General features: G+C 67.0%; 28 protein-coding genes and 1 pseudogene. 15 read left to right on the top strand and 14 right to left on the bottom strand.

Annotated elements, in window-relative coordinates:
- From WCE05_RS16995 to WCE05_RS16985, 3 genes are all read right to left on the bottom strand, one after another.
- Positions 1-1,346: sensor histidine kinase (locus WCE05_RS16995; RefSeq protein ID WP_368816202.1), on the bottom strand; the 1,346-nt coding region annotated here is incomplete at its 3' end.
- Positions 1,324-2,004 carry a response regulator transcription factor gene (locus WCE05_RS16990; RefSeq protein ID WP_253080064.1) on the bottom strand — a complete coding sequence of 227 codons (681 nt, stop codon included), beginning with the start codon at positions 2,002-2,004 and terminating at the stop codon, positions 1,324-1,326. The genes WCE05_RS16990 and WCE05_RS16995, both read right to left, overlap by 23 nt.
- Positions 2,005-2,165: 161 nt before the next feature.
- Complete coding sequence (locus WCE05_RS16985) at positions 2,166-3,185, bottom strand: branched-chain amino acid aminotransferase (protein ID WP_225790062.1); 1,020 nt, start codon at positions 3,183-3,185, stop codon at positions 2,166-2,168.
- Positions 3,186-3,567: 382 nt separating this feature from the next.
- On the opposite strand from WCE05_RS16985, the gene WCE05_RS16980 reads away from it, so the two are divergent.
- The 9 genes from WCE05_RS16980 to WCE05_RS16940 all read left to right on the top strand — a co-directional run bounded on the left by WCE05_RS16980 (position 3,568) and on the right by WCE05_RS16940 (position 9,517).
- Entirely contained in the window at positions 3,568-4,401 is an 834-nt protein-coding gene (locus tag WCE05_RS16980; RefSeq protein ID WP_225790063.1) for an urease accessory protein UreD, read from the top strand.
- A 10-nt stretch (positions 4,402-4,411) separates the two neighbouring features.
- The gene (locus tag WCE05_RS16975) at positions 4,412-4,714 is read left to right on the top strand and encodes an urease subunit gamma (RefSeq protein WP_225790064.1); all 303 of its coding nucleotides are present in this window, start codon (positions 4,412-4,414) and stop codon (positions 4,712-4,714) included.
- Between the two features lie 10 nt (positions 4,715-4,724).
- Positions 4,725-5,042 carry an urease subunit beta gene (locus tag WCE05_RS16970; RefSeq protein ID WP_225790065.1) on the top strand — a complete coding sequence of 106 codons (318 nt, stop codon included), beginning with the start codon at positions 4,725-4,727 and terminating at the stop codon, positions 5,040-5,042.
- Entirely contained in the window at positions 5,039-6,742 is a 1,704-nt protein-coding gene (gene ureC / locus WCE05_RS16965; protein ID WP_225790066.1) for an urease subunit alpha, read from the top strand. Before WCE05_RS16970 ends, ureC begins: the two co-directional genes overlap by 4 nt.
- Before the next feature lie 10 nt (positions 6,743-6,752).
- A complete protein-coding gene (ureE, locus tag WCE05_RS16960) occupies positions 6,753-7,232 on the top strand; it encodes an urease accessory protein UreE (protein ID WP_225790067.1) in 480 nt (159 codons plus the stop codon).
- Between the two features lie 19 nt (positions 7,233-7,251).
- Positions 7,252-7,797 (top strand): HupE/UreJ family protein, encoded by a 546-nt coding sequence (locus WCE05_RS16955; RefSeq protein ID WP_225790068.1) that lies wholly within the window; start codon positions 7,252-7,254, stop codon positions 7,795-7,797.
- On the top strand, positions 7,797-8,471 hold the full coding sequence (locus tag WCE05_RS16950) for an urease accessory protein UreF (protein WP_225790069.1): 675 nt from the start codon (positions 7,797-7,799) through the stop codon (positions 8,469-8,471). The genes WCE05_RS16955 and WCE05_RS16950 overlap by 1 nt, the downstream gene beginning before the upstream one ends.
- Positions 8,472-8,482: 11 nt before the next feature.
- Positions 8,483-9,103, top strand: coding sequence for an urease accessory protein UreG (gene ureG, locus WCE05_RS16945; RefSeq protein WP_225790070.1), 621 nt, complete (start codon positions 8,483-8,485; stop codon positions 9,101-9,103).
- A gap of 132 nt (positions 9,104-9,235) precedes the next feature.
- The gene (locus tag WCE05_RS16940) at positions 9,236-9,517 is read left to right on the top strand and encodes a hypothetical protein (protein ID WP_253080067.1); all 282 of its coding nucleotides are present in this window, start codon (positions 9,236-9,238) and stop codon (positions 9,515-9,517) included.
- Between the two features lie 132 nt (positions 9,518-9,649).
- On the opposite strand, the gene WCE05_RS16935 is transcribed toward WCE05_RS16940, so the two are convergent.
- Positions 9,650-11,215 (bottom strand): sensor domain-containing diguanylate cyclase, encoded by a 1,566-nt coding sequence (locus WCE05_RS16935; RefSeq protein WP_253080068.1) that lies wholly within the window; start codon positions 11,213-11,215, stop codon positions 9,650-9,652.
- A 146-nt stretch (positions 11,216-11,361) separates the two neighbouring features.
- Positions 11,362-11,625 (bottom strand): annotated as a pseudogene (locus WCE05_RS16930) (short chain dehydrogenase); the annotation flags it as partial.
- A gap of 197 nt (positions 11,626-11,822) precedes the next feature.
- Here WCE05_RS16930 and sodC point away from each other — a divergent pair.
- A complete protein-coding gene (gene sodC, locus WCE05_RS16925; protein WP_225790074.1) occupies positions 11,823-12,338 on the top strand; it encodes a superoxide dismutase family protein in 516 nt (171 codons plus the stop codon).
- A gap of 152 nt (positions 12,339-12,490) precedes the next feature.
- A complete protein-coding gene (locus tag WCE05_RS16920; RefSeq protein WP_225790075.1) occupies positions 12,491-13,396 on the top strand; it encodes a LysR family transcriptional regulator in 906 nt (301 codons plus the stop codon).
- A gap of 86 nt (positions 13,397-13,482) precedes the next feature.
- Here the strand turns inward: WCE05_RS16920 and WCE05_RS16915 are convergent, their stop codons facing one another.
- The gene (locus WCE05_RS16915) at positions 13,483-13,899 is read right to left on the bottom strand and encodes a RidA family protein (RefSeq protein ID WP_368816201.1); all 417 of its coding nucleotides are present in this window, start codon (positions 13,897-13,899) and stop codon (positions 13,483-13,485) included.
- The gene (locus WCE05_RS16910; protein ID WP_225790077.1) at positions 13,899-15,221 is read right to left on the bottom strand and encodes an NAD(P)/FAD-dependent oxidoreductase; all 1,323 of its coding nucleotides are present in this window, start codon (positions 15,219-15,221) and stop codon (positions 13,899-13,901) included. The genes WCE05_RS16915 and WCE05_RS16910 overlap by 1 nt, the downstream gene beginning before the upstream one ends.
- Before the next feature lie 337 nt (positions 15,222-15,558).
- Between WCE05_RS16910 and WCE05_RS16905 the strand changes: the two genes are divergently transcribed.
- From WCE05_RS16905 to WCE05_RS16895, 3 genes are all read left to right on the top strand, one after another.
- Positions 15,559-16,236: a DUF1028 domain-containing protein gene (locus WCE05_RS16905; RefSeq protein WP_253080069.1), complete on the top strand. Its 678-nt coding sequence runs from the start codon at positions 15,559-15,561 to the stop codon at positions 16,234-16,236.
- The gene (gene argE / locus WCE05_RS16900) at positions 16,229-17,389 is read left to right on the top strand and encodes an acetylornithine deacetylase (RefSeq protein WP_225790079.1); all 1,161 of its coding nucleotides are present in this window, start codon (positions 16,229-16,231) and stop codon (positions 17,387-17,389) included. The genes WCE05_RS16905 and argE overlap by 8 nt, the downstream gene beginning before the upstream one ends.
- A gap of 180 nt (positions 17,390-17,569) precedes the next feature.
- Positions 17,570-18,625: a GlxA family transcriptional regulator gene (locus WCE05_RS16895; protein WP_225790080.1), complete on the top strand. Its 1,056-nt coding sequence runs from the start codon at positions 17,570-17,572 to the stop codon at positions 18,623-18,625.
- Positions 18,626-18,664: 39 nt separating this feature from the next.
- Here WCE05_RS16895 and WCE05_RS16890 read toward each other — a convergent pair whose 3' ends face one another.
- Both WCE05_RS16890 and WCE05_RS16885 read right to left on the bottom strand, forming a co-directional pair.
- A complete protein-coding gene (locus WCE05_RS16890; protein WP_225790081.1) occupies positions 18,665-19,003 on the bottom strand; it encodes a RidA family protein in 339 nt (112 codons plus the stop codon).
- Between the two features lie 12 nt (positions 19,004-19,015).
- Positions 19,016-19,366 carry a cupin domain-containing protein gene (locus WCE05_RS16885; RefSeq protein WP_225790082.1) on the bottom strand — a complete coding sequence of 117 codons (351 nt, stop codon included), beginning with the start codon at positions 19,364-19,366 and terminating at the stop codon, positions 19,016-19,018.
- Between the two features lie 241 nt (positions 19,367-19,607).
- On the opposite strand from WCE05_RS16885, the gene WCE05_RS16880 reads away from it, so the two are divergent.
- On the top strand, positions 19,608-21,089 hold the full coding sequence (locus tag WCE05_RS16880; protein ID WP_262923650.1) for an FAD-dependent oxidoreductase: 1,482 nt from the start codon (positions 19,608-19,610) through the stop codon (positions 21,087-21,089).
- Positions 21,090-21,166: 77 nt separating this feature from the next.
- On the opposite strand, the gene WCE05_RS16875 is transcribed toward WCE05_RS16880, so the two are convergent.
- The 5 genes from WCE05_RS16875 to WCE05_RS16855 form a co-directional block, all read right to left on the bottom strand.
- Positions 21,167-21,937 carry an NAD(P)-binding domain-containing protein gene (locus WCE05_RS16875; protein WP_225790083.1) on the bottom strand — a complete coding sequence of 257 codons (771 nt, stop codon included), beginning with the start codon at positions 21,935-21,937 and terminating at the stop codon, positions 21,167-21,169.
- Between the two features lie 10 nt (positions 21,938-21,947).
- Positions 21,948-23,267, bottom strand: coding sequence for an NAD(P)/FAD-dependent oxidoreductase (locus WCE05_RS16870; protein WP_368816200.1), 1,320 nt, complete (start codon positions 23,265-23,267; stop codon positions 21,948-21,950).
- A 153-nt stretch (positions 23,268-23,420) separates the two neighbouring features.
- Positions 23,421-23,849 (bottom strand): arsenate reductase ArsC, encoded by a 429-nt coding sequence (locus WCE05_RS16865; RefSeq protein ID WP_253102332.1) that lies wholly within the window; start codon positions 23,847-23,849, stop codon positions 23,421-23,423.
- 162 nt (positions 23,850-24,011) lie between these two features.
- Positions 24,012-24,623, bottom strand: a complete 612-nt coding sequence (locus WCE05_RS16860) for a cell wall hydrolase (protein ID WP_225790086.1) — start codon at positions 24,621-24,623, stop codon at positions 24,012-24,014.
- Between the two features lie 51 nt (positions 24,624-24,674).
- Entirely contained in the window at positions 24,675-25,592 is a 918-nt protein-coding gene (locus WCE05_RS16855; protein ID WP_225790087.1) for an AEC family transporter, read from the bottom strand.
- Between the last annotated feature and the right edge of the window lie 28 nt (positions 25,593-25,620).

Raw genomic sequence — 25,620 nt, 5'->3', positions numbered from 1 at the left:
CCACCCAGCCCACCAGCCCCTACCTCCAGCCTGAACCCGTGCAAGTCGACGATCGCCGCGACGATCGACAACCCGAGCCCGAACCCAGGGTGCCGGTGACCTTCCTCGCTACGGTAGAAGCGCTTCAACACCGCGGCACGCTCCTCTTCGGGAATCCCCGGCCCACTGTCCTCGATGGCGATATGCACACCCGTCTCGTCATGCGTCGCCGTGATGGACACCCGCCCACCCTCGGGCGTGAACTTGATGCCATTGCCCACCAGGTTGGCCAGTGCTTCGAACAGCAGCTCGCGATCGCCGTACAGTGCCGGCAACTGCGCAGGTTGCTCCAGGGACAGGTGAATGCGGCCGTCCTCGGCCAGGGGCAGGTAGAAATCGTGCAGTTCCACCAGCAGCTCATGCGGATCGAGCTGGACGAAGCCGGCACGCCGCTGGCGATCCTCCAGCTCGCTGATACGCAGCAACCCGCGAAAGCGCGCCATCAGCGTATCGGTTTCGCCGATGGCCTGGTCCAGTGCATCGGCCTCGGGCGAGTCGTCACCGCTTTGCTGGCGAATCCGGTAGAGCTGGGCGCGCAGGCGGGTCAGCGGAGTGCGCAGGTCGTGGGCGATGTTGTCGCACACGCCCTTGACCTCGTGCATCAGCCGCTCGATACGGTCGAGCATGGCATTGACGATGGCGGCCAGCATGTCCAACTCGTCACGCCGTGCCGACAGCGGCAGGCGGTGGGTGAGGTCGCCAGCGACGATCAGCTCGGCCTGGGCCTGGATGGCGCGGATACGTTTGAGTGGCCGGCGACGCAGCAGGTACCAGCCGGCGAAACCAGGGATCAGGGTCAGGGAGATGCCCCACAGCAGCGCATGCAGGATGATGCGGGTGACCACGAACAACGAGCCGTTGTCGCGTACCAGTATCAGCCAGCGGCCATCCTGCACTTTGATCGCCACCGCGTCGCAACTGTCGCGTGGCATGTGCGGGTCATCGGCGTCCAGGCAGCGTTTCAGTTCATGGACCTGGCCGTCCAGGCCGAGCTCCGGCGGAATGGCGCGGATCCGCCCGCCGATGGGGTTGAGCTGGGCATCGAACAGGCCGTAGGCGTCGAAGCTGCGCTCCTCGAACGCCTGGCTGGCGATCAGCGCGTCGTCCAGTTGCTTGCCGCTCATGTGGGCGAACAGGTGCTGGCGTTGCAGCATGGAATGGCGGGTCAGTTTGTTCAGGTAGCTGGAGACCTCGAAGTACAGCACCCCCATGAGGATGCAGCTCCAGGCTACGAAGAGGAAGCTGTACAGCGCGAGCAGGCGGCTGGTCGAGGAGCTCCAGCCCTTAGACGGGTTCGGCAATGGCATAGCCGGAGCCCCGCACGGTACGGATGAGCGGTGTCTGGCCGGGCGGGTCGATCTTCTTGCGCAGGCGGCCGATGTGCACGTCGATCAGGTTGGTGCCCGGGTCGAAGTGATAGCCCCAGACCTCTTCGAAGATCATCATCCGGGTGATCACCTGGCCGGCATGGCGCATGAGGTATTCGAGCAGCTTGTACTCGGTGGGCAGCAGGTTGAGGGTCTGCTCGCCGCGGCGTGCTTCATGGCTGATCAGGTCCAGCTCGAGGTCGGCGACCTGCAGGCGGGTCTGGGTCATGGGCACGCTGTTGCGCCGTAGCAGCACCTCGACCCGCGCGGCCATCTCGTCGGAGGCGAACGGCTTGGTCAGGTAGTCGTCGCCACCGGCACGCAGCCCGCGTACCCGCTCGTCGACGTCGGACAGAGCGCTGATCATCAGGATGGGCGTGGCGATCTTCAGGTTGCGCAGGGTGGTGACGATGGTCAGGCCGTCGACCTCTGGGAGCATGCGGTCCAGGGTGATCAGGTCGTAGCCGCCGGCGATGGCCTTGGACAACCCCTCGCGGCCATTGTCGGCCCAGTCCACCTCCAGGCCATGACTGGACAGTTCGGCGACGATTTCCTGGGCGGTGACGGCGTCGTCTTCGATGGTCAGTACGCGGGGCATGCGGGTTCCTGGGCAGCGAATGGAAACCTGATTGTGCCAAAGAATAGCCAAGTGGGGATTTAAGAAAAATTCATCTGGAAACACGGGGCCGCTTCTGGCAGGCCAGAAAAAACGGGGCATGCCATCGCTGGCATGCCCCGTGGTCAGTGCAAGGCGGGCCGTCAGGCGACCTTGACGATCCAGCCCGCTGGCGCCTCGACGTCACCGCTCTGGATACCGGTCAGCTCGTTGTAGAGCTTCTGGGTGACCGGCCCGACCTTCTCCAGGTCGTGGAACACGTGCAGCTTGCCGTTGTACTCGATACCACCGATCGGCGTGATCACCGCTGCGGTACCGCAGGCGCCGGCCTCGACGAAACGGTCGAGCTTGTCGATCTCCACGTCGCCCTCGATCACCTTCAGGCCCAGGCGCGAGGCCGCCAGCTCCATCAGCGACAGGCGGGTGATGCCCGGCAGCACCGAGGCCGATTTCGGCGTGATGAACTCGTTGTTGGCGGTGATGCCGAAGAAGTTGGCCGAACCGACTTCCTCGATCTTGCTGTGGGTCAGCGGGTCCAGGTAGATGGCGTCGGCGAAGTGGGCCTTCTTGGCCTCGGCGCCTGGCAACAGGCTGGCCGCGTAGTTGCCACCGACCTTGGCCGCGCCGGTGCCCTGGGGCGCGGCACGGTCGTAGCTGGAGATCACGAAGTTGTGCGGCTTCATGCCGCCCTTGAAGTACGAGCCGACCGGGATGGCGAAGATCGAGAAGATGAATTCGGGAGCGGTGCGCACGCCGATGTTGTCACCCACGCCGATGACGAACGGACGCAGGTACAAGGCACCTTTGCCGTGCGGCGGGACGAAGCGCTCGTTGGCCTTGACCACCTGCTTGCACGCCTCGACGAACACGTCGGTCGGCACCTGCGGCATCAGCAGGCGGGCGCAGCTGCGCTGCATGCGCGCGGCGTTCTGGTCGGGGCGGAACAGGTTGATCGAGCCATCCTTGCAACGGTAGGCCTTCAGGCCCTCGAAGCATTGCTGGCCGTAGTGCAGGGCGGTCGAGCCTTCGCTGATGTGCAGCTGGTTGTCTTCGGTCAGGGTGCCCTTGTCCCATTCGCCGTTGCGCCAGTAGGACAGGTAGCGCTTGTCGGTCTTGATATAGTCGAAGCCCAGCTTGTCCCAGTTAATGCTCTCGTTACTCATGACACCCTCGATTGTCTTGCAGAGGCCTGATCGCTCAGGCTGCTGTTATTTGCGCACCTCGCCACGATAATACATCCGCCGCGGATCGGAAACGTCCAGTCACGAATTGGACCAGGGCAGGTCCCCGATCCTTCGCCCTTGTATGCGGCAGGCACTGGAACAGGGCGCCCGTCTCGCCCCTGCGTTGTGCGCTGGCAAGCCCCTGTGATCGGCGCTGGCGCGCGCCATGGCAAGGACTTCATGAGCCTTCATCTGCGGGCCTGGCCCGTTATCTGCAATATCCAGCCTGAGAATTTTGATCGATTGGTCAGGGCAGGTGCCAATGGGTGCCGTGCAATGCCATGCAGCTGGCCGTCAGGCCAGGGATTTCAGGGGCTCCAGAATGTCGTTGGCGGAACAGATCGAACACCAGGATGACCAGGAGGGCTGGAGTGCCCACCTGCAGTTGCGCTTCGTCCAGCGCGATGGTGTGACCCGTCTTGGTGCGCGCCGACACTTCGGACCTCTTTTGGTGCAGCGGCCGTTCCATCCCGAAGGCGCGCCGTGCCATGTATACATCCTCCACCCCCCGGGCGGCATCGTCGCAGGCGACCGCCTGGACCTGGACATTCACCTGGAAGCGGGCAGCCATGCGCTGCTCACCATGCCCGGCGCCAGCAAGTTCTACCGCAGCATCGGCCCCACCGCCCGGCTCGCGCAGCGCTTTCACCTGGCCGCTGGCAGCACCCTGGAGTGGCTGCCCCAGGACAGCATTTTCTTCGCCGGCGCACGCGCCAGCCTCGACAGCCACTTCACCCTCGAGCCCGGTGCCCGCCTGCTGGCCTGGGAAACCCTGTGCCTGGGACGCCCGGTGATGAACGAGCGTTTCGACCACGGCAGCCTGGACAGCCGGCTGCGTATCGACCTGCCCGACGACCCGGGTCTGCACGAGCGCCTGCGCATCGTCGGCGGGCGCCTGGAGAAGCTCGGCGACCACCCCTTGGTCGCCACGTTCTGCGCGGCGCCCGCCGGCCAGGCTGTGCTCGAACAGGTACGGCTACTGCTCGATGAGCTAAAGATTCCCGCCGGCGCGACCTTGCTCGGGCAACTGTTGGTGATTCGCCTGCTCGACCATGACAACCAACACCTGCAACACACCCTGCAGCGCCTCTGGCACCTGCTGCGCCCGGCCGTCCTCGGCCTGGCGCCGTGCCCGCCGCGTATCTGGGCCACCTGAGAGAAACGCCATGGAGCTGACCCCGAGAGAGAAAGACAAACTGCTGCTGTTCACCGCCGCGCTGCTGGCCGAGCGGCGTCTGGGCCGTGGCCTGAAGCTCAACTACCCGGAGGCGGTGGCGCTGATCAGTGCGGCGGTGCTCGAAGGCGCCCGCGATGGGCGCAGTGTCGCCGAACTGATGAGCCTGGGCCGCGAAGTGCTCAGCCGCGACCAGGTGATGGAGGGCGTCGCCGAGATGCTCCACGACGTCCAGGTCGAGGCGACCTTTCCCGACGGCACCAAGCTGGTGACCGTGCACGACCCCATTGTCTGAGGAGCCCCGCATGATTCCCGGAGAAGTCCAGGTCGCCGCTGGCGACATCGAGCTCAACGCCGGCCGCGCGACCGTCAGCGTCAGCGTCGCCAACCACGGCGACCGGCCGGTGCAGGTCGGCTCGCACTACCATTTCTTCGAGGTCAACGACGCCCTGGTGTTCGACCGCGAGCCGACCCGAGGCTTTCGCCTGGACATCCCGGCCGGTACCGCCGTGCGCTTCGAACCGGGCCAGGCGCGTACCGTGCAGTTGGTGGCCTACGCCGGCAACCGTGAGGTATACGGCTTCCAAGGCAAGGTGATGGGGCCGTTGGAGGGCAGGGCATGAGCCGTATCTCCCGCCAGGCCTATGCCGACATGTTCGGCCCCACCGTCGGCGACCGCGTGCGCCTGGCCGACACCGCGCTGTGGGTGGAGGTGGAGCAGGACTTCACGATCTACGGCGAAGAGGTCAAGTTCGGCGGCGGCAAGGTCATTCGCGATGGCATGGGCCAAGGCCAGATGCTCGCCGCCGAGGCCATGGACCTGGTGTTGACCAACGCCCTGATCATCGACCACTGGGGCATCGTCAAGGCCGACATCGGTGTGCGCCAGGGGCGTATCGCCGCGATCGGCAAGGCCGGCAACCCCGACGTGCAGCCCGGTGTCACCGTGCCGGTCGGGCCGGGCACCGAGGTGATCGCCGCCGAGGGCAAGATCGTCACTGCCGGCGGTATCGACTCGCACATCCATTTCATCTGCCCGCAGCAGGTGGAGGAGGCGCTGACCAGTGGCGTCACCACCTTCATCGGCGGCGGCACCGGGCCGGCGACCGGGACCAACGCCACCACCTGCACCCCAGGCCCCTGGTACCTGGCGCGCATGCTCCAGGCCGCCGACAGCCTGCCGATCAACATCGGCCTGCTGGGCAAGGGCAACGCCTCGCGGCCTGAGGCGCTGCGCGAGCAGATCGCCGCCGGCGCGGTGGGCCTGAAGCTGCACGAGGACTGGGGCTCCACGCCCGCCGCCATCGATTGTTGCCTGGGCGTGGCCGAAGAGATGGACATCCAGGTGGCCATCCACACCGACACCCTCAACGAGTCCGGCTGCATCGAGGACACCCTGGCCGCCATCGGCGATCGCACCATCCACACCTTCCATACCGAAGGCGCCGGCGGCGGCCATGCCCCGGACATCATCCGCGCAGCGGGGCAGGCCAACGTGCTGCCGTCCTCGACCAACCCGACCCTGCCGTACACGGTCAACACGGTCGATGAGCACCTGGACATGCTCATGGTCTGTCACCACCTGGACCCGAGCATCGCCGAGGACGTGGCCTTCGCCGAGTCGCGCATCCGCCGCGAGACCATCGCCGCCGAAGACATCCTCCACGACCTGGGCGCCTTCGCCATGACCTCGTCCGACTCCCAGGCCATGGGCCGGGTCGGCGAGGTGGTGCTACGTACCTGGCAGGTGGCGCACCAGATGAAGCTGCGCCGCGGGCCGCTGGCGCCGGATGGCGCGTACAGCGACAACTTCCGGGTCAAGCGCTACATCGCCAAGTACACCATCAACCCGGCGCTGACCCACGGTATCGCCCACGAGGTGGGCTCGGTGGAAGTCGGCAAGCTGGCCGACCTGGTGCTCTGGTCGCCGGCGTTCTTCGCGGTCAAGCCGGCCCTGGTACTCAAGGGCGGGATGATCGTCACGGCGCCGATGGGCGATATCAACGGCTCGATCCCGACCCCACAACCGGTGCACTACCGGCCGATGTTCGGCGCCCTGGGCGCGGCACGGCATGCCACGCGCATGACCTTCCTGTCCCAGGCCGCCCTGGACCGTGGCCTGCCCGATGCGCTCGGCCTGCACAGCTTGATCGGCGTGGCCCGGGGCTGCCGCCGGGTGCGCAAGGCCGACATGCTGCACAACGGCCTGCAGCCGGTGATCGAAGTCGATGCCCAGACCTACCAGGTGCGCGCCGATGGCGAGCTGCTGGTGTGCGAGCCGGCCCGCGAACTGCCGCTGGCCCAGCGTTATTTCCTGTTCTGAAGGAGCGAACATGATTGTCCTGACCCGCCGGATCGCCGAGGCCGCCACGGTCACCGGCACCGTCACCCTGGATGTGGACAGCCGCATCAAGAGCCGTCTGCGCGTGACCCTCGACGATGGCCGCGAGGCGGGCCTGATGCTCGAGCGCGGTCACCTGCTGCGCGGCGGCGAGCTGCTCGCCGACGCCGACGGCACGCAAGTGGTGCGCGTGCTGGCCGCGCCGGAGGCGGTGTCCACGGTGCGCTGCGCCGACCCGCACCTGCTGGCCCGCGCTGCCTATCACCTGGGCAACCGCCATGTCCCGCTGCAGATCGAACCCGGCCTGTTGCGCTACCAGCACGACCACGTGCTGGACGACATGCTGCGCGGCCTCGGCCTGGCCGTGGAGGCCGAGCAGGCGCCGTTCGAGCCGGAAGCCGGCGCCTACCAGAGCGCCCCGCACAACCATGGCCACGACCACCCCTTCGTGCGTCTGCACGCCCATTCCTGAACTGCCGTTGGAGCCCTCGATGAAAAAGACCCTCGCCCTTGTCCTGCTGCTGGTAGCGGTACCTGCGTTCGCTCACCCGGGCCATGACAGCAACCCGCTGCACGATGGCCTGCTGCATCCGCTGACCGGCCTCGACCACCTGTTGATGCTGCTGGGCACCGGTGTGCTGGCGGCACTGACCCGACGCAACCTGGCACTGCCCCTGGCGACCTTGGGCGCGATGTTCGCCGGTGCCGTATGCGGGCACCTGTTCGGTGACGTGCTGGGCATGGAGACGATGATCATCGGTTCCCTGCTGGTGGCCGCCGCCGCGCTGTTGGTGCCCGACCGACAACTGCTGCTGGCCCTGGCCATGCCGGTGTTCGCCCTGTTCCATGGCTGGGCCCATGGCGTGGAGGCCACGCCGAGCGCGTTCTGGCTGTTCAGCGCAGGTTTCGTCACGGTCAGCGGCCTGCTGTTGCTGGCCGGTTTCGCCGTAGGTTGCCTGCTGCGTCGGCACAGCGGCCTGCAGAAGGCCTTCGGTGGCGGCCTGCTGGCCGGCGCCGCCATGGTACTGGCCGGCTGATGGACAGCGACCTGGCGCTGCTGCGCCTGCTGCAACTGGCGAGCCCGGGCCTGCCGGTGGGTGGCTTCACCTACTCGCAGGGCCTGGAGTGGGCCGTCGAGGTGGGCTGGGTGGGCGACGTCGCAAGTTTCGGCGCGTGGCAGCGCGAGCAGTTGCACGACACCCTGGGCTATCTCGATTGGCCGGTGCTGGCGCGCCTGTACCGCGCCTGCCAGGCCGGCGATGCCGAGGCCTTCGGCCAGTGGAGTCGCTTCCTGCTGGCCAACCGCGAGACCGCCGAGCTGCGCCTGGAGGAGCGCCAGCGCGGCAGCGCCCTGGCGCGCCTGCTGGACGGTTGGCAACTGGCCCAGGCACCGGCCTGGCGGGCTAGCCTCGAACTCAGCCAACTGGGCGGTATGGCCTGGTTGGGTGCACATTGGTCGATCCCGCTACGCCAGTTGGCCCTGGGCCATGGCTATGCCTGGCTGGAAGGCGCGGTGATGGCTGGCGTCAAGCTGGTGCCGTTCGGCCAGCAGGCTGCCCAGACTCTGCTGCGCGACTTGGGCGAGGCGCTGCCGACGGCGCTCGACCAGGCCCTGGCGCTGGAGGACGACCAGCTCGGTGGCGGCCTGCCGCTGTTGGCGATCGCCTCGTCACGTCATGAAACCCAATACACCCGTTTGTTCCGTTCCTGAGGACTGCCTCCATGCAAAGCTACCAGCAACCCCTGCGCGTCGGTGTCGGCGGCCCGGTCGGCTCCGGCAAGACCGCGCTGCTCGAAGCGCTGTGCAAGGCCATGCGCGATCATTACCAGATCGCCGTGGTGACCAACGACATCTATACCAAGGAAGACCAGCGCATCCTCACCGAGGCCGGCGCCCTGGAGCCTGAGCGCATCGTCGGCGTGGAAACCGGCGGCTGCCCGCACACCGCCATCCGCGAGGACGCCTCGATGAACCTGGCCGCGGTGGAAGCGCTGGCGCGCCGCTTCGGCAACCTCGAGGTGATCTTCGTGGAAAGCGGCGGCGACAACCTGAGCGCTACCTTCAGCCCGGAGCTCGCCGACCTGACCCTCTACGTGATCGATGTCGCCGAAGGCGAGAAGATCCCGCGCAAGGGCGGGCCGGGCATCACCAAGTCGGATTTCCTGGTGATCAACAAGACGGACCTGGCGCCGTACGTCGGCGCCTCGCTGGAGGTGATGGCGCGCGACACCCAGCGCATGCGCCCGGAGCGGCCGTGGACCTTCAGCAACCTGAAAAAGGGCGAGGGGCTGCAGGCGGTGATCGACTTCATCGTCGAGCGGGGGATGCTGGGCGTCAGGTGATCGGGCCTGCGCCTAGCGGCTGCCAAAGGCTGGAGCGCGCACCCTTTCCAGATGTATCTCTGCTCGGGTACTGCGTAGCGTTTGCCGGTTGTTGGCATAAGGCCGACCAACGCAAACCGAGGAGCGCTAATCATGAAAGTAACGGTGATGGTTGCCTTGCTGGCGATCGCAGGGCCGGTCCAGGTCGCACAGGCGCAGGAGGCGACGGCAGTGATGCCGAAGACGACCAGCCCCGTCGGCATCGGGCAGAACGTGGCCGAAAACAGTCGGGGGGATGGCGAGGCTGCCAATCCGGAGCAGGTGCCACTGCGCAGAACACCCAGGTCGATCGGGCCGGTGCTACCTATACCCTGCGAGTCGGGCTACAAGCGTATTGGGGATGACTGCGTACTTGCCGACGTTGAGTTTGAATGACGTGAATGGCTGGATACTACCGGGAGAGGTTGCGGTGGTATCCGGCATACGTAGGTAGCGACAGCCCTTTGCGCGCTTCGTTTGGAAAGCCCAGCAGCGCACCCTCCGTTTCAACGTCGCACATCATCGGCATCAGGATGTGAGCGCCTCGACCCGGTTCCGCCCATTCTGCTTGGCCTTGTACAGCTGTTCGTCGGCCTGCTTGAGTACCGTCTCGGCCAGCAGGGTATCGGGCTGGCGGCAGGCCACGCCGATGGACAGGGTCAGCCGGCCGACGTAGGGTGTCTCGGCCTGCTCGACGGCCTGGCGGATACGTTCGGCGATTTGCCGGGCATCGGCCGGGCCAGTGTCCGGCAGTAGCATGGTGAACTCCTCGCCGCCGACCCGGCAGGCCAGGTCGTGGCTACGCGAGCCATGGCGCAGCAGGTTGGCCAGGTGCTTGAGCACCTCGTCGCCGGCATCGTGGCCGTGGGTGTCGTTGACCCGCTTGAAATGATCGATGTCCAGGGCCAGTACGGCGAAGTCGCGGCCGCTGGCCATGAGCGTGTCTAGGGCGGCCTGCAGTGCCCGGCGGTTGGCCAGCCCGGTCAGGGCGTCGCTCTGGGCTTCCAGGCGCAGGAGGCCGAGCTTGTCCTGCAGCAGCCGCTCGCCGGTGAGCAGGGCGCTGCGGATGGCGGCGGCCTCGGCATACCAGGCATCGATTCGCGGCTGCTCCTCGCCGGCCTCGTTGGCCGTCAGGTGGGTCGCGCGGCGGGCCAACTGGCGCAGTGGCCGGGTCAGCCGGTGGGTCATCCACAGCACCAGCAGCAGGCCGACCACGCTGGCCGGCAGGATATGCAGCAGCATCTTGCGCATCAGTTCGGTGAGCGGGGCGAGGGCACGCGCTTCGGGTTGCTGGGCCACCACGGCCCAATGGGCGGCGGGTACCGGGGCGAAGCCGGCGAGCATGGGGATGCCGATGTAGTTGGGGGCTTGCAGGGTGCCGCTCTCGCCGCGCAGCGCTGCGCTGAGGGTCGGGCTGCCGCTGATCGCTTCGCCGATGCGTTGGTAGTCCGGGTGATAGAGCAGGCGCGCGTTGGCATCGGCGACGAAGGCGTAGGTGCCATCGTGGTGGTAGTGAGCGCCAATCACCGTATGCAGCGCGCTTTCTTTCTTGAGGAACACCGAGCCGCCGACGATGCCGAGGAAGCGGCCATCGTCGGCGAAGATCGGCTCGCAGATGAACACCACCAGGTCGCCGCCCTGGGAGGTGTAGGCCCGGCTGACCAGGGGGCGGCGTTCGCTCACCGCTTGCTGGATCTCGGGCGAGCGGTACGGGAGGCTGGCGATCTGGCGGATGTCCGGGTAGGCCGTGAGCACGTGGCCCTCGGCATTGGCGATGACGATGGAATTGAAGTCCTCGTCCTGGGCCTGCAAGCGCACGGCTTCGGCACGCAGCAGGGCTGGATCGTCGAGACCCGCGGCCAGCAGGCCGGCGCTGTAGCGCAGGTGACTGTGCGCCGAGCGGAGGAATTCGCCGATGCTCGACGCCACTTTGCTGGCGTAGGCCTGGTTGGCCTGCAGGGCGACCTGCACCAGGGCGTCGCGTTGCACCCGGTAGGCCACGTAGAGGCTGTTGCACAAGGTGGCCAGGCAAGCCAGCACTACCATGCCGAGCACGAGGGTACGCAAGTCGAAGAATGGGCGGCGGCTGGGCATGCGGGGCCTTCGGCGCAGGGGCGACGGAGTCCAAGTATGGCCGCTTCGTCAAGAATCGCCGGGCGGCCCGGCCGTTTCGCCGATCGGCGGCGTGTGCCTCACAGGCCCTTGCGGCGGTCGCTCGGGTGGCCTTGCAGCGAACCTAGCAGCTTGAGCGTCGTGCCGTCGGCCAGGGTCAGGACCAAGTCCTCGATGGTGCCGGCCAGGCGATCGGGAAAGATCGGCTGGCCGTCCGGGTCGACATCGTCGTAGTAGAAGCGCGTGCCCTCCAGCCAGCCGAGGGCGGTCTGCAGGTCGGGGCCGAGGTAGTACTTGCCGTCGAGGAAAAAACCGGAGAACTGCCAGGTACGCTCCTCGTTGTCGAGGGTATAGCGTTCGCCAGGTTGCATGCCGGTTGCGGGGTCGAGCATGGGACGGGCCTCCTTCGCTGGGATGCTGGGTAGAAAGCCCAGGGGCCAGGAGGTTCCTTCCACAGGATGGACGTGTATCCGGCCGTGATTGGATGGAATCGTCGCCAGGCTGGGCAGTCCCACCTGTTATGCGGGCGCGTTGCGTGCCTGCCCAGGCGGGTACGACGCCCGACGCATCCAAGCCATGGAGAATCGTCATGAAAACAGTGCTAATGACCGCATTGCTGGCCGCCGCTGGCCTCGCCCAGGCCGCCCAGACCGTGGAGCTGACGCTCGCGGCGCCCGACGGGCCCGGCAAGCCGATCGGTACCGTGAGCATCGAGCAGAGCCAGTACGGCGCCGTGCTCACGCCAGACCTGAAGGACCTGCCACCGGGCGTGCATGGCTTCCACTTGCACCAGCGGCCCTCGTGCGAGCCGGCCGAGGAAAACGGCAAGCCGGTGCCGGCCGGTGCCGCCGGCGGCCATTGGGACCCGGACGCCACCAATGCCCACAAGGGCCCTTACGACGACAGTGGCCATCGTGGCGACCTGCCGGCTTTGTATGTCGCGGCCGATGGCACGGCGACCTACCCGGTGCTGGCACCACGCCTGAAGGCCGGTGACTTCAAGGGGCATGCCTTGATGGTGCACGCCGGTGGTGACAACCACAGCGACCACCCCGAGAAGCTCGGTGGTGGCGGGGATCGGGTGGCCTGCGGGGTGGTGCAGTAGCGCCACCCCTGCGCGGGGCCGGCCTGGATAGCGCAAATATGCCCAGGCCTTAGGCAAATCCTTGCGTCTTTCCTGCGCCCGCCAGGCCGGCGCTGGGGTAAGGTGGCAGGAAAGATCCCCGCGCGCCGCCCTTAGGCGCCAGAGAGGTGCCTGTGGCTTCCTATACCTTGCGACAACTCAAGTACTTCGTCACCACCGTGGAGGCCGGCAGCGTGGCCGAGGCCTCCCGCCAGCTGTACATCGCCCAGCCGTCGATCTCGACGGCGATCAAGAGCCTGGAGGAGAGCTTCGGCGTCCAGCTGTTCATCCGCCACCATGCCCAGGGCGTGTCGCTGACCCCCAGCGGTAAGCGTTTCTACGCCAAGACCAAGGCCCTGCTGCAGATGACCCACGAGTTCGAGCAGAATGCCTTGGCCGACAACGACACGGTGGCCGGACAGATCGACATCGGCTGCTTCGAGACCGTGGCGCCCTTGTACCTGCCCAGGCTGATCGCCGGCTTTCGCGAGCGCTACCCCGGCGTGGACATCCGCCTGCGCGACGGCGAGCAACAGGACCTGATCCAGGGGCTGACCGCCGGTACCTTCGACCTGGCCTTCCTTTACGACCATGACCTGGACGGCACCATCGAGGCCGAACCCCTGATGCCGCCGCAGAAACCTTATGTATTGCTGCCGGAAAAGCACCGCTTCGCCGGACAGGCCCAGGTGTCGCTGCGCGACCTGTGCCCGGAGCCGATGATCCTGCTCGACGTGGCGCCCAGCCGTACCTACTTCGTCAGCCTGTTCAACGAGCTGGGGCTGACGCCGAACATCGTCTTCAGTTCGCCGTCGATCGAGATGGTGCGGGGGATGGTGGGGCAGGGGTTCGGGTTCTCGCTGCTGGTGACCCGGCCGCATTCGGAGTGCACCTATGACGGGCAGCGGTTGGTGACCGTGGACATCGCCGAGCCGGTGGCCCTGTCGGGGCTTGCGGCGGCGCGCTTGAAGCGGGTGCAGTTGACCAAGCCGGCGCAGCTGTTCGTCGAGTTCTGCCGGGAGGAGCTGGCGCGGTTCTGAGCCGTAGTCCTGGGGCTGCTTTGCAGCCCTTTCCGGCCGGGCCGGTCGGAAAGGGGCGCGAAGCGCCCCCAAAATGGGTAAAGGGCCTACACCTGCTCAGGCACCACCGCGATCACATCGATCTCCATCAGCCACTCAGGCTGGGCCAACCCCGCCACCACCAGCCCGGTGGAAATCGGGAACACACCCTTGAGCCACTTGCCGACCTCCTGGTACACCGGCTCGCGGAAGCGAGGGTCGGTGATGTAGGTGGTGGTCTTGACGATGTGCGACAGGTCCGAGCCGGCCTCCTCGAGCAGTTGCTTGACGTTCTTCATCGCCTGCTCGGCCTGGGCACGGGGATCGCCCAGGCCCACCAGGCGGCCGTCGAAGTCGGTGCCGACCTGGCCGCGCACATAGATGGTGTTGCCGGCGCGCACGGCCTGGCAGAGGTCGTTGTCCAGCGACTGGTTGGGGTAGGTCGCCTTGGTGTTGAACATGCGGATACGGGTATGGGTAGGCATCAGTGAACTCCGAGGGTGCTGACTTTCTTGATCGGGGAAGGGGTGTGCTCGGCATCCGCCGCGCGCTGCTCGCGGTCGCGGTAGGCCAGGTAGGTGCGCTGGGTGGCGATATGGCCGGCCACGTGCTTGGCGTCGTGCCACACGCCCCAGATGAACGAAGAGCCACGGCGCGACAGCCAGGGCAGGCCGAGGAAGTACACCCCAGGCTCCTTGGACACGCCGCGCTGGTGCTGCGGCTTGCCATTGGCGTCGAAGGCATCGACCTGCAGCCAGCTGAAGTCCACGCCATAGCCGGTGGCCCAGATGATCGTGCTGACGCCAGCCTCGGCCAGGTCCAGTTGCAGCAGCGGCTCGCTGATGCACGCAGGGTCCGGCAGACGCTTGCGGGCCTCGGGCTCTTCCGGCAGGTCCAGGCCGTTGCGCTCGACGTAGGCATCGGCGGCATCGAGCAGGGCCAGGTAGTTCTCGTCGCCACGACGGATGTTGTCGGCCAGGTCGGGCTGGAAGGTGACCACGCCGTCGGCGAAGGCCTTGGTCAGGCCGACCAGGGTCATGCCTTGGTGGGCCAGGGCGCGGAAGTCCACGGTATGGCCGCCACGGGCGCCGCTGACGGCGATGGTCACGTGCTCGCGGCCAGGCTTGGCGATTTCCGCGTCCCATTCGCCGAGCACGCCCAGCCACCAGCAGAAGTCACGGTTACGGTAGCTGCGTGGCGGGCGGTCATGGGCGCCTACCGACAGGTAGACCTTGCGCCCGGCACGCATCAGTTCCTCGGCGATCTGCACGCCCGAGGAGCCGGCACCGACGACCAGCACCGCGCCTTCGGGCAGTTGCTGAGGGTTGTAGTAGGCGGCCGAGTGGATCTGGTGCAGGCGTTCGTCCTTCGGCGCGATGGCCGGGATCACCGGGCGCTGGAACGGGCCGGTGGCGGCCACCACACGGTTGGCGTGGATCATGCCCTCGTTGGTTTCGATGGTGAAGCCCGGGCGGTCGGCGTTGCGCACCACTTTCTTCACCTCGACGCCGGTGCGCACCGGCAGGTTGTACTTGCGCACGTAGGTCTCGAAGTAGTCGGCGACCTGGTCCTTGCCAGCGAAGGCATCGGGGTCGAGGTCGAATTCCAGCCCTGGGAAGCGGTCGTGCCAGACCGGCCCGTTGGCCACCAGGGAATCCCAGCGGCCGGTACGCCAGGCTTCGGCGATGCGCTTGCGCTCCAGCACCAGGTGGGGCACGCCGAGTTTGCTCAGGTGCTCGCTCATGGCCACGCCGGCCTGGCCGGCACCCACCACGAGGGTGTCGATTTCGATTGTGTTCATTGTCATGTCCGATCCCTTCTTGAAAGGCGGTTTTATTCAGGTCGGTTGGGAGACCGTCTTTGCCTGGGGCCAGACTAGGGATGCGCTTTGGATCGCGAAATTATTATTTAGCTAATGCTTGCCCATAAATTGACGAAGGCCTTGTGATACGGGGCTTTGAGCCATGCTGGAGGCCATTGGCGCGGGCAATTTCCTGGCCCTTGGCCCGGCTTAGTTTTTTCCTGCCCAAGACCCAGGAAAAAGGTGGTTTCGTGGGCCGGCCGCTTCTGCCCAGAATGCCTTCGATTACGCGAAAGTTCGCTTTTCGCAGTGCATGGGACAGACACGATCAGGAGTCGCAGACATGACCTTTTCCATCATTGGCCGCTGCCAGGAAACCGGCCAGTTGGGCATCGCCATCAGCTCGTCGAGCATCGCCGTGGGCGCCCGCTGCCCCTGGGTACGCGCCGGTGTGGGTGCCGTGGCCACCCAGAACATCACCTTGCCGGCCCTCGGCCCGCAGATCCTCGATGTCCTGGAGCAGGCCCAACTGCCACCTGCCGCCGCCCTGGACCGGGTACTCAGCGCCAACGGCTGGAGCGAGTATCGCCAGGTCACGGTGATCGACAGCCAAGGCCAGGTGGCGCTGTTCACCGGCAAGGAGGCCCTAGGCGTGCACAACGCCGTGGCGGGCGAGCAATGCGCGGCGGCGGGCAACCTGCTGACCTCCACCCAGGTCATCGAAGCCATGGTCGAGGCGTTCGAACAGGCCGACGGGCACCTGGCTGACCGCCTGCTGGCCGCCATGCACGCCGCGATCGCCGCCGGCGGCGAGGCGGGGCCTGTGCATTCGGCGGCGCTGAAGATCGCCGGCGAGCTGACCTGGCCGCTGGTCGACCTGCGCGTGGACTGGACGGACGAAGACCCCATCGCGGCCCTCGACCAGCTCTGGCAGGCCTACCGGCCGCAGATGCAGGACTACGTGACCCGCGCCCTGAACCCCACCGCCGCGCCGAGCTACGGGGTGCCTGGCGATGAGTGAGTTCACCAGCCGTGAGCTGCTGGCCAGGCTGGTCGGTTTCGCCACGGTCAGCCGCGACTCCAACCTCGAGTTGATCGCCTTCGTCCGCGACTACCTGGCGGGCCTGGGCGTGCACAGCGAGTTGTTCCACAACGCCGAAGGCACCAAGGCCAACCTGTTCGCCACCATCGGCCCCACGGACCGCGGCGGCGTGGTGTTGTCCGGGCATACCGACGTGGTACCGGTGGATGGCCAGGCCTGGAGTGTCGAGCCGTTTCGCCTGAGCGAACAGGATGGCCGCCTGTACGGGCGCGGCACCGCCGACATGAAAGGCTTCATCGCCTCGGTGCTGGCGGCGGTACCGGCGATGCTCGCCGAACCCTTGAAGGTGCCGGTGCACCTGGCGTTTTCCTATGACGAGGAAGTGGGCTGCCTGGGTGTGCGCTCCATGCTCGCGGCCCTCGAGCAGCGCCCGCACAAGCCGCGCCTGTGCCTGATCGGCGAACCGACCGAACTCAAGCCAGTGCTCGGCCACAAGGGCAAGCTTGCGATGCGTTGCCAGGTGCACGGTGCGGCCTGCCATTCGGCCTACGCGCCCTATGGGGTCAATGCCATCGAATACGCGGCGCGGTTGATCGGCAGGCTCGGTGAGATCGGCGACGGCCTGGCCCGCCCGGAGCAGCACGACACCCGCTTCGACCCGCCGTTCTCCACGGTGCAGACCGGCGTGATCAAAGGGGGCAGGGCGCTGAACATCGTCCCGGCCGAGTGCGAGTTCGACTTCGAGGTACGTGCCTTGCCCGGTTTCGAGGCGCAGGCCGTGGTCGACCAGTTGCAGACCTACGCCGAGGCCGAGCTGCTGCCGCGCATGCGTGCGGTGGATGCCGGCAGCGATATCCGCCTGCAGCCGCTGAGCGCCTACCCGGGGCTGGCCACCCCGGCTGACAGCGAGGCGGCGCAGTGGGTCGCGCTGCTCAGTGGTTCGAGCGAGTTCACCACCGTGGCCTTCGGCACCGAAGGCGGGCTGTTCGACCAGGCGGGCATTCCCACCGTGGTGTGCGGGCCTGGCAGCATGGACCAGGGGCACAAGCCGGATGAGTACCTCAGTGTCGAGCAGTTGCAAGGGTGCGATGCGATGCTTGGGCGGTTGCTGGCGTATCTCAGGGGGCATTGAGTGTGCAGGGGGCTGCGAAGCGGCCCCAAATGGCAACAGAACGTCTTGACTGACCGGCAGTTCAGCCAACCCAGCTCACCTTTTGTCCTGGATCTACTATTTCTTGGGATCGATATGATATGCCGGACCGAAACCGCCCCTTAGAATGGCGTTATCCCGGATGTCGCAAGGCCCGCGTCCATGGTTTCCCAAGAACGAGTAGAACCCCTGCAAGCCCCGCAGATCGCCACATCGGTCAAGCCGGAACTGCGCGTCGGCTTCGTGCTGATGAACCAGTTCACCCTGGTGCCGGTGGCCGGCCTGGTGGACTCGCTGCGCTTTGCCGCCGACAAGTCGTTCCGCAGCCAGCAGGTGTACTGCCAGTGGGACTGGATGACCCTCGACGACCAGCCGATCAGCGCCAGTTGCGGCATGCCCGTCTCGCCGACCAAGCCCTTGAACCTGTGGGCGCAGTACGACTACATCGTCCTCGCCGGCGGCTTGCTGGGCGAGACCCGCAATCCGCCGGCCTGGTTGCTGGAGGCGCTGCGCGACCTGCATGCGGCGAACGTACCGATCATCGCCCTGTGTTCCGGCTCGTTCGTGCTGGGCAAGGCCGGCCTGCTCGATGGCCGGCGCTGCGCGGTGCACTTCACCTTGCGCGATGAGTTCAAGGAGCGCTTTCCCCTGGCCACCATGGTGATCGACAAGAGCTACGTGGACGATCGCGGCATCATCACCTGCCCCGGCGGCACCGCCATCGACCTGGCGGCCAGCCTGATCCGCCGACACTGCGGCGCGGTGCGGGCGCAGAAGGGCCTGGAGTACCTGCTGGTGGACGAGCGGGCGGAGGAGGCGCGGGAGGAAGCGGCCAGCGTCTACCAGAACGATCGTGTCCAGCGCGCCATTGCCTTCATGCGCGCCAACCTGGATGCCTCGATGACCCTCAAGGCCGTGGCCGAGGCGGTCGGCACCCACCCCCGGCAACTGCACCGGGAGTTCGTCGCCAACACTCAGGAGCCGCCTGCCAATTACTGGCGCAAGCTGCGCCTGGACCATGCGCGGCGGCTGCTGGTCAATACCAGCCAGAACATCACCACCATCGCCCTGGCTTGCGGGTTTTCCGATGCTTCGCACTTCATCCTGTGGTTTCGCAAGCAGTATGGCGAGACGCCGTACAGCTTCCGCAAGCGGCGGCATGAGGTGGAACGCTTCGACTGGCATGGGGACAAGGTGGGGCTGGACCCGGAGTTGTAGCAGGAGGATTGTAGGGGCTGCACAGCAGCCCCGGCGTTCTCAACGCTGCCCGAAGGCCTGGATCTCGATCCGGTACTCAGGCGTTGCCAACGCCGCGCCCACGCACGCCCGCACCGGTGGTTGGTCGCCAACCCAAGCGTCGTACACCTCGTTCATCGCCTTGAACTCGCCCATGTCGGCCAGCCAGATCTGCATGCGGGTGAGGTTGCTCTTGGTGGCGCCGACCTGGGCCAGCCAGTCGTCGAGCTGGGCCAGCACGCAGCGGGTCTGCGACGCGATATCCCCAGGCGCCAGGGCCACGATCCCCGACGTCTCGATGCGCCCATCGACGATTACCAATTGGCTGGCGCGCGCTCCGGGGTTGATACGTTCGATCATCCTGGCGCTCCTTCAGAACAGCACATAGGTCTTGCGCAGGGGCTCGCGGATATCCCACACGCCCTCGCAGTTCTCCGGAAACAGCACGGCATCGCCGGCGCGCAGTTCCACCGGTTCGCCACCGTCCGGGGTGAAGGTGCACCAGCCGCTGACGATATGGCTGAACTCACGGTTCTTCAGGTGCCGGCGGAACACGCCCGGGCTGCTTTCCCAGACGCCGATGCTGGCGTTCACCGCCTCATCGGTCTGGTGTTGCCCGGTGGCGGCCTGGGCGATCGGCTCGCCGATCGGCAACTTGGCAGGTGCCAGCTCGCCCAGGGGCGATTCGGCGGCATTGCGCACGACAGTCAGTACTTGGCTCATGAAAACAGGCTCCTTGAGGTGTTGCGAGCAGGGGTGGTCATGCAGGGACTATCGCACCGGGGCGCTGGCCGGCCATATAACGCCTGGGACGAGTCATGGAAGGTGGCCGCCGGCTTATGCAAGTTGTCATGGATGTTCTAGGGGGCAAGGCAGGAGGCTTTCTATCGTGTCGGGACAATCACAAGAAACCGGAGACCCTCGACATGAAAAACACCCAGGCCATCCCAATGGAGCACGCCGCATGACCCGCTCGGCACTGGAGCGCCTCGACGGCGAATGCTTCGACGTGCTGGTCGTCGGCGCTGGCGCGGTGGGCTGCGCCGCCGCCCGGCAACTGGCCGCGCGCAATTTCCGCACCCTGCTGGTGGACCGTGGCGATATCGGCGCCGGCACCTCATCCCGCTCCAGCCGCATGCTGTATTCCGGGTTGGGCTACCTGGCTGCGCGCTACCCCTTGTGGCAGATCCCGCTGCGCCCGCTCGACATGTGGCAGCGCCTGCGCTACACCCGCGAGGTGATGCGCTGTCGCGCCGAGCTGGTCAAGGAAATGCCCGGGCACCTGACCAAGCACCGCTTCCATTATCCGTTCCGCCAGGGCGACCGTTATCCGCCATGGCTGGTGGACATGGGCTTTCGCCTGGTCGAGGCCCTGGGCGGCTGGAAGGTGCCGCTGGCCTACCGGCGCCTGTCGCGGGACAAGGCCGCAGGCGAGAGTGCCATGGCCGCCGACCTGGGCGGGCCATTGCGCGGAGTCGGGGTGTTCGAGGAGTACATGTACGCCTGGCCCGAGCGCATCTGCGTGGACACGGCGCTGGACGCCGAATGGCGTGGCGCCACGCTGCGCACCTACACCCGCGTCAGCCAGCTCGAGCGCGCCGATGGCCACTGGTGGGTCACCCTGGATGAGCAGGCCCCGGAATGCCTGGGTCAGGCCCGGGTCAAGGCCCGGGTGGTGATCAACGCCGCCGGGCCTTGGGTCGACCGGGTACCGGGCGCGGGTGGCGACAGCGATACGCGCGTGCTGGGCATCAAGGGCGTCAACGTCATGGTGCGCCTGCCCGAGTCCTACCGTGGCCAGGGGTTGGAGGCGTTCTCCAGCAAAGGCGAGCCGTTCTATGTCTTCCCCTGGCGCGACTTCCACTTCATCGGCCCCACCGAGTCGACGTTCACCGACAACCCGGACCAGGTGCGTGTGCAGGACAGCGAGATCGACTACATCCTCGGCGAGGCCAACCACCTGTTCCCCGAGCTCGGGCTGACCCGCGCCGACGTGCAGCACTGCTGGTGCGGCGTGCGTCCTACCTCGACCCTCGACGGCCGCACCGCCTACCTGCCGGTGCGCCTCAGCGAAGCGGCGGACAAGCCGGACCTGCTCACCCTGACCGGCTCGACCATCATGCTCCACCGCCACGCGGCGCGGGTAATCGCCCGGGCGGTGGAGCGGCGGCTGGGCAAGCGTGGCGCCGCGCCGAAGGGCATGCTCGAGCGGGAGCGGGTGGCGGCGGACGACATTGCCCGCCTCGTTGCCCGCGAGCATGTGGTACGCCTGGTGGACCTGGTGCGCCGGCGCCTGCCTTGGGGGCTGGACCCGGACCTGGGGCGCCAGCGCGTGGAGCAGCTATCGCAGGGCATGGCGGCGGCGTTGGGCTGGTCCGAGGTGCGGCGGCAGGAAGAGCTGCGGTATTTCGAGGAGGATACGGCGCGGGTGTACCGGCAGTTGTGAGGGCCGCAGCGGCTCGCGTGGGCTGCTTTGCAGCCCATGACCGCTGAACCGGCCTCGGGGTGTGCCCGCGAATACCGCTACCGCGACCGTGTCAACAGGCCATCGAGCACCACTTCGCAGGCCGCTCCCCAGCTCGTGCTGGAAGGCTGGTGCATGAGCACCGCCAGGCCGTCGGCAGTGAAGGTGCCCGGCGTGGCGATCGCCTGGCCCAGGGCCTTGAGGGGCTGTTCGGGCTGACGCTGGGCACTGGCCACACAGTCCTGCAGGTTGCCCAGCACCAGGGCCCGCGCCTGCTCCGGCGGCAGGCCCTTGTCGCTCAGCCATTGCTGCAGGTCGTGCAGCAGGAAGTAGAACCAGCCGTTCATGCACGCCGCGACGGTGGCCAGTTCGAACGCCGACTCGTCAGCGACCACCACCAGGTTGCCGAGTGGGCCCAGGCATTGTTCGGTGGGCCCATCCGCCGGGCAGACCACCACGGTGGACTGGTTGTACTGCGCCGCGTACGACAGCATCGCGCGGACGCAACGGGCGCCAGGAAAGGCCGTCGCCAACTGCTCCAGGCTCACCCCGGCCGCCAGCGACACCAGGCGCTGCCCAGGCCGCACCTGCACCTGCGCCGCCAGTTCGCCGAGCGACCCGGGGCGCACGCCGAGCACCAGCAGCTCGGCCTGCTCGACCACCGCCTGGTTGTCGGGCAGCACCTGGCAACCGTATTCCCGGGCCAGGGCCGCGGCCCGCTGGGCATTGCGTGGAGAGAGCAGGATGGCGCCGGTGAAGCCGCTGCGGCGCAGGCCATGTACCACTTTTTCGGTCAGCTCGCCGACCCCTAGGATGCCCAGGCTGTGCATGCCGCCTCCTTCAGCTTTCCAGGCCGGCGCGACGCTGGCCCCAGAACAGGTTCATGTTGACCCCCAGGCTGAGGAACGGCTCTGGTGGGTTGCGGTTCGGCCCAGCGCCGCCGAGCAGGAAATCGATCAGTTCGTCGCGCTCGCCCGCCAGCCAGTCGGCCAGCAGGGTGCCGGTGGCGGTGCCGCGGGTGATGCCCAGGCCATTGCAGCACAGTGCCCCATGGATGTTCGGCGTCAGGCTGCCGAAGAACGACAGGTGGTTGCGCGACAGGCACATGGAACCGCCCCAGGTGTATTCGAACGGCATGCCCGAGAGCATCGGGAAGCGCCGTTCGAACGATTCGCGGTGCTGGCGCCCGGCGCGGTCCAGGTAGCGCTGCTGGGCACGGCCGTCGGCGTTGAAGCTGAAGCTGTTGCGTACCAGCAGGCGCTGGTCGGGGGTGCGGCGCAAGGTGCTGCCGAACGGGTCGGCGGGGATGATGCCCCAGGTCGGCTTGCCGCCCAGGCGCGCCTGTTCCTCCTCGCTCAGTGGGCGGGTCATGCTGGCGTAGGTGAATATCGGCAGCAGGCGCCCGGGCAAGAAGCCGAAGTGGCTGGCGAAGGCGTTGTTGGTCAGCAGCAACTGGTCGGCGACGATCTCGCCATCCGGATGCCTGAGGGTGATGCGCCGGCCTTGCTCGAGGTGGCTGATCGGCGTGTTCTCGTACAGCGTGACATTGCCCGGCAGGCTATCGGCCAGGCCCTTGACCAGGCTCGCCGGTTGCAGCAGCTGGGTGCCGGGGGTGTACAGCGCCTTGCGGTAGAAGGCAGTGCCCAGGTGCGCGGGCAGGTCACGGGCGTCGATCATCTCGTAGGGCTGGCCGAGCTTGTCCAGGCCGCTGCGGTAGGCATCCAGCACCGCCAGGCCCTTGTCCTCCACCGCCGCCTGGTACTTGCCGTCCGGGCGCAGTTGGCAGTCGATGCCATGCTCGGCGATCAGTTGCCTGAGGATCGTTTGGGCGCGCAGGTTGAGCTTGAGGTTCATCCTGGCCGTGGGCAAATCGCCAATGTAGTCAGCAGCGCCAATGTCGTGGGGCAGGTCGATGGCAAAGCCGGAGTTGCGCCCCGAGGCGCCGAAGCCTACCTGCTGCGCCTCGACCAGGATCACCTGGTCGCCGGGGTGACGCAGGGCCAGTTGCCGGGCGGCGGCAAGGCCGGTGAAGCCCGCGCCGAGCACGACCCAGCGCGCTTCGCTCCGCCCCCGGTGAGCGGGACGAGGCTGGCGCCTGGGGCTGAGGTCGAACCAGCCGCAACCGTTGTCGTCCGCGGGGGTAGAGGTGTTTCTGTACATGTTTTTTATCCGTGTTGTTTTCTCCAATATCGCACCGAGGGGGCAGGGGGGATATAACGTGCGGGACGGCTCATGGAAGGTTTTGCCGGCAAACGGTTTTACAGCCGCCATTTGGGGGCGCGAAGCGGCTCCAGGACTACTTGGATATTGAGCCTACTCCTCACGCCCATGCGGCCGGTTCTTCACCATCACGAACAGCTTCACCCGGTCGCTCACCTCTTGCAGCAGGTGACGGAAGCCTTCCTCGCCATCCTGCCCCACCGGATCGACGAAGCTCCAGGTGATCGTCGCATTGGACTGGGGCAGCTCCGCCAGTTCGTTGGTGCGCCTGTCGCACAAGTCGATCAGGTAGTCGAACGCTTCACCGGCGAAGGTCTCCAGCGGCTTGCTCTGCAATCCTTGGCCGGATATCCCGGCATGCTCGAGCACTGCCCGTACACGTGGATCCACCTCGGTAGGTCGCACGCCGGCGCTGAAGGCCTCGAAGTGCTCGGGATCGGCATGGCGCAGCACGGCCTCGGCGATCAGTGAACGGGCGTCGTTGTGAATGCAGACGAACAGTACGCGCAGTCGTGGGTTCATGGCTCGGCACCTCGGGCGGCGGGTTGGCAGGGATGCCTGTCCAGATTAACGCCCGGTGCCCGGCGTGGGGTCGCTGTAAGGAAAAGTTCACTTTGCGAGAGCGGGCTTGTCGGGCGGCGAATCGTCGCGAACGGGTTGCAACCGACACGCCCCCGCCCATCCTCAGTGCGCCAGCGCCTGGTTCGGCCGATAAAAAATGAAGTGGCTGGTCTCGGCCGTCTTGCGGTAGGCCTTGGCCCAGTCGGGTAGTACGTGGCGGTCGTGGAAGTACAGGGCACCGCCGGTGGAGTCCTCGAGCTGCTGGTTGAGCGCCTTGCGGGCGATCTCCTTGGCCATCGCGTAGCGCTGCGCTTCCTCCACCTGGTCGGGACGCCCGTCGCACCACCAGGAAAACTGGCAGCTCCCGCGCTCCACACCCTGCTTGACCACGCCGCAGATACTGTCGGGGAAGCCGTCGTGGCCCAGGCGGTTGAGCACCACGCTGGCCACCGCGGCCATGTCCCGGGCATCGGTGCCCTTGGCTTCCCAGTAGAGGGTACGGGCCAGGCAGGTGATGCTGTCGTCCATGGGCGACTGGCCGGCCGGGTCGACTGCCTGCACCTCGCCAGGGCTGAGGGTTTCGCGTGGCTTTGGCGGCGTGGCGTCCTCGACGACCCTTTCCTCCAGCACCTCGGCCTTGTCCTCGGCGACCGCGGCCTGGGGGCTGTCGGCGGCGTGCAACGGGCCTGCGAGCAGGGCCAGGGTCAGACCGGACAGCATCCACGAGAGGCGCATGGCCATGCTCCGAAGTGTGAAGTGAATCTCAGTCTAGTGCCCTGCATGGCTTCAATCGAGCATGAGGCCCAGCACCAGTGGCAGGGTGATGGCCGCGGCCATGGTCTGCAAGGCGATGATGGTGGCCATCAGCGGGGCGTTGCCGCCCATCTGCCGGGCCATGACGTAGGATGACGACGCCGTGGGCAACGCCTGGAACAGCACCGCCACCACGGCTGCCTGGCCTCCCAGCCCGAGCAGGCGGCACAGGCCCCAGGTTGTCATTGGCAGGACCAGGAACTTGAACGCCGAGGCCGCCGCCAGCGGCCGCACCTGATGGCCCAGGCGCGCACCGCCCAGCGCCGCGCCGACGCACAGCAGGCCCAGGGGCAGGGCGGCCTGGCCCAATGCCTTGACCGTCGGTTCCAGCCCCGCCGGCAGGCCCAGCCCGCTCACCCGCAACAACAGGCCGCCGGCGCAACCGACGATCAACGGGTTGGCGAAGATCGCTCGCAGCACCGTGAGCGGTGAGCTGTGGCGTGCGCTGAAGCGGGCGAACACCAGCACGCAGAGCAGGTTGACCAGCGGCACGATAGCGGCATTGGCCACTGCCGCCAGGGCGATGCCCGCGCTGCCGTAGATCCCGGCGGCAAGGGTGGCGCCGATGTAGTTGTTGAAACGCACACCGCCCTGGAATACCGAGGTGAAGTCGGCGCCATCGTGGTGCACCACGCCTTGGTAGAGCACCAGCAGGGCGGCACCGAGCACGGTCGAGAGCATCAGCACGCCGACCATGCCCAGCACCGGCACACCGTCGAGGTTGGCGGTGGCCAGGCCGTGGAGGAACAGCGACGGTAGCAGCACGTAGTAGCTCAGACGCTCGGCGCCGGGCCAGAAGGTGTCGGCGAGGAAATGGCGGGTGCGCAGGAAAGCGCCCAGGGCGATGAGCAGGATGATGGGCACCAGGGTGGTCAGCAGCAGGTGGAGCATGGCGGCATTCCGTTGTCGGGTCTGGCAC

The sequence above is a fragment of the Pseudomonas sp. I2 genome, from assembly GCF_040984075.1.
In the GTDB taxonomy this organism is placed as follows: domain Bacteria; phylum Pseudomonadota; class Gammaproteobacteria; order Pseudomonadales; family Pseudomonadaceae; genus Aquipseudomonas; species Aquipseudomonas guariconensis_B.
This window is presented reverse-complemented; position numbering and strand designations above follow the sequence as displayed.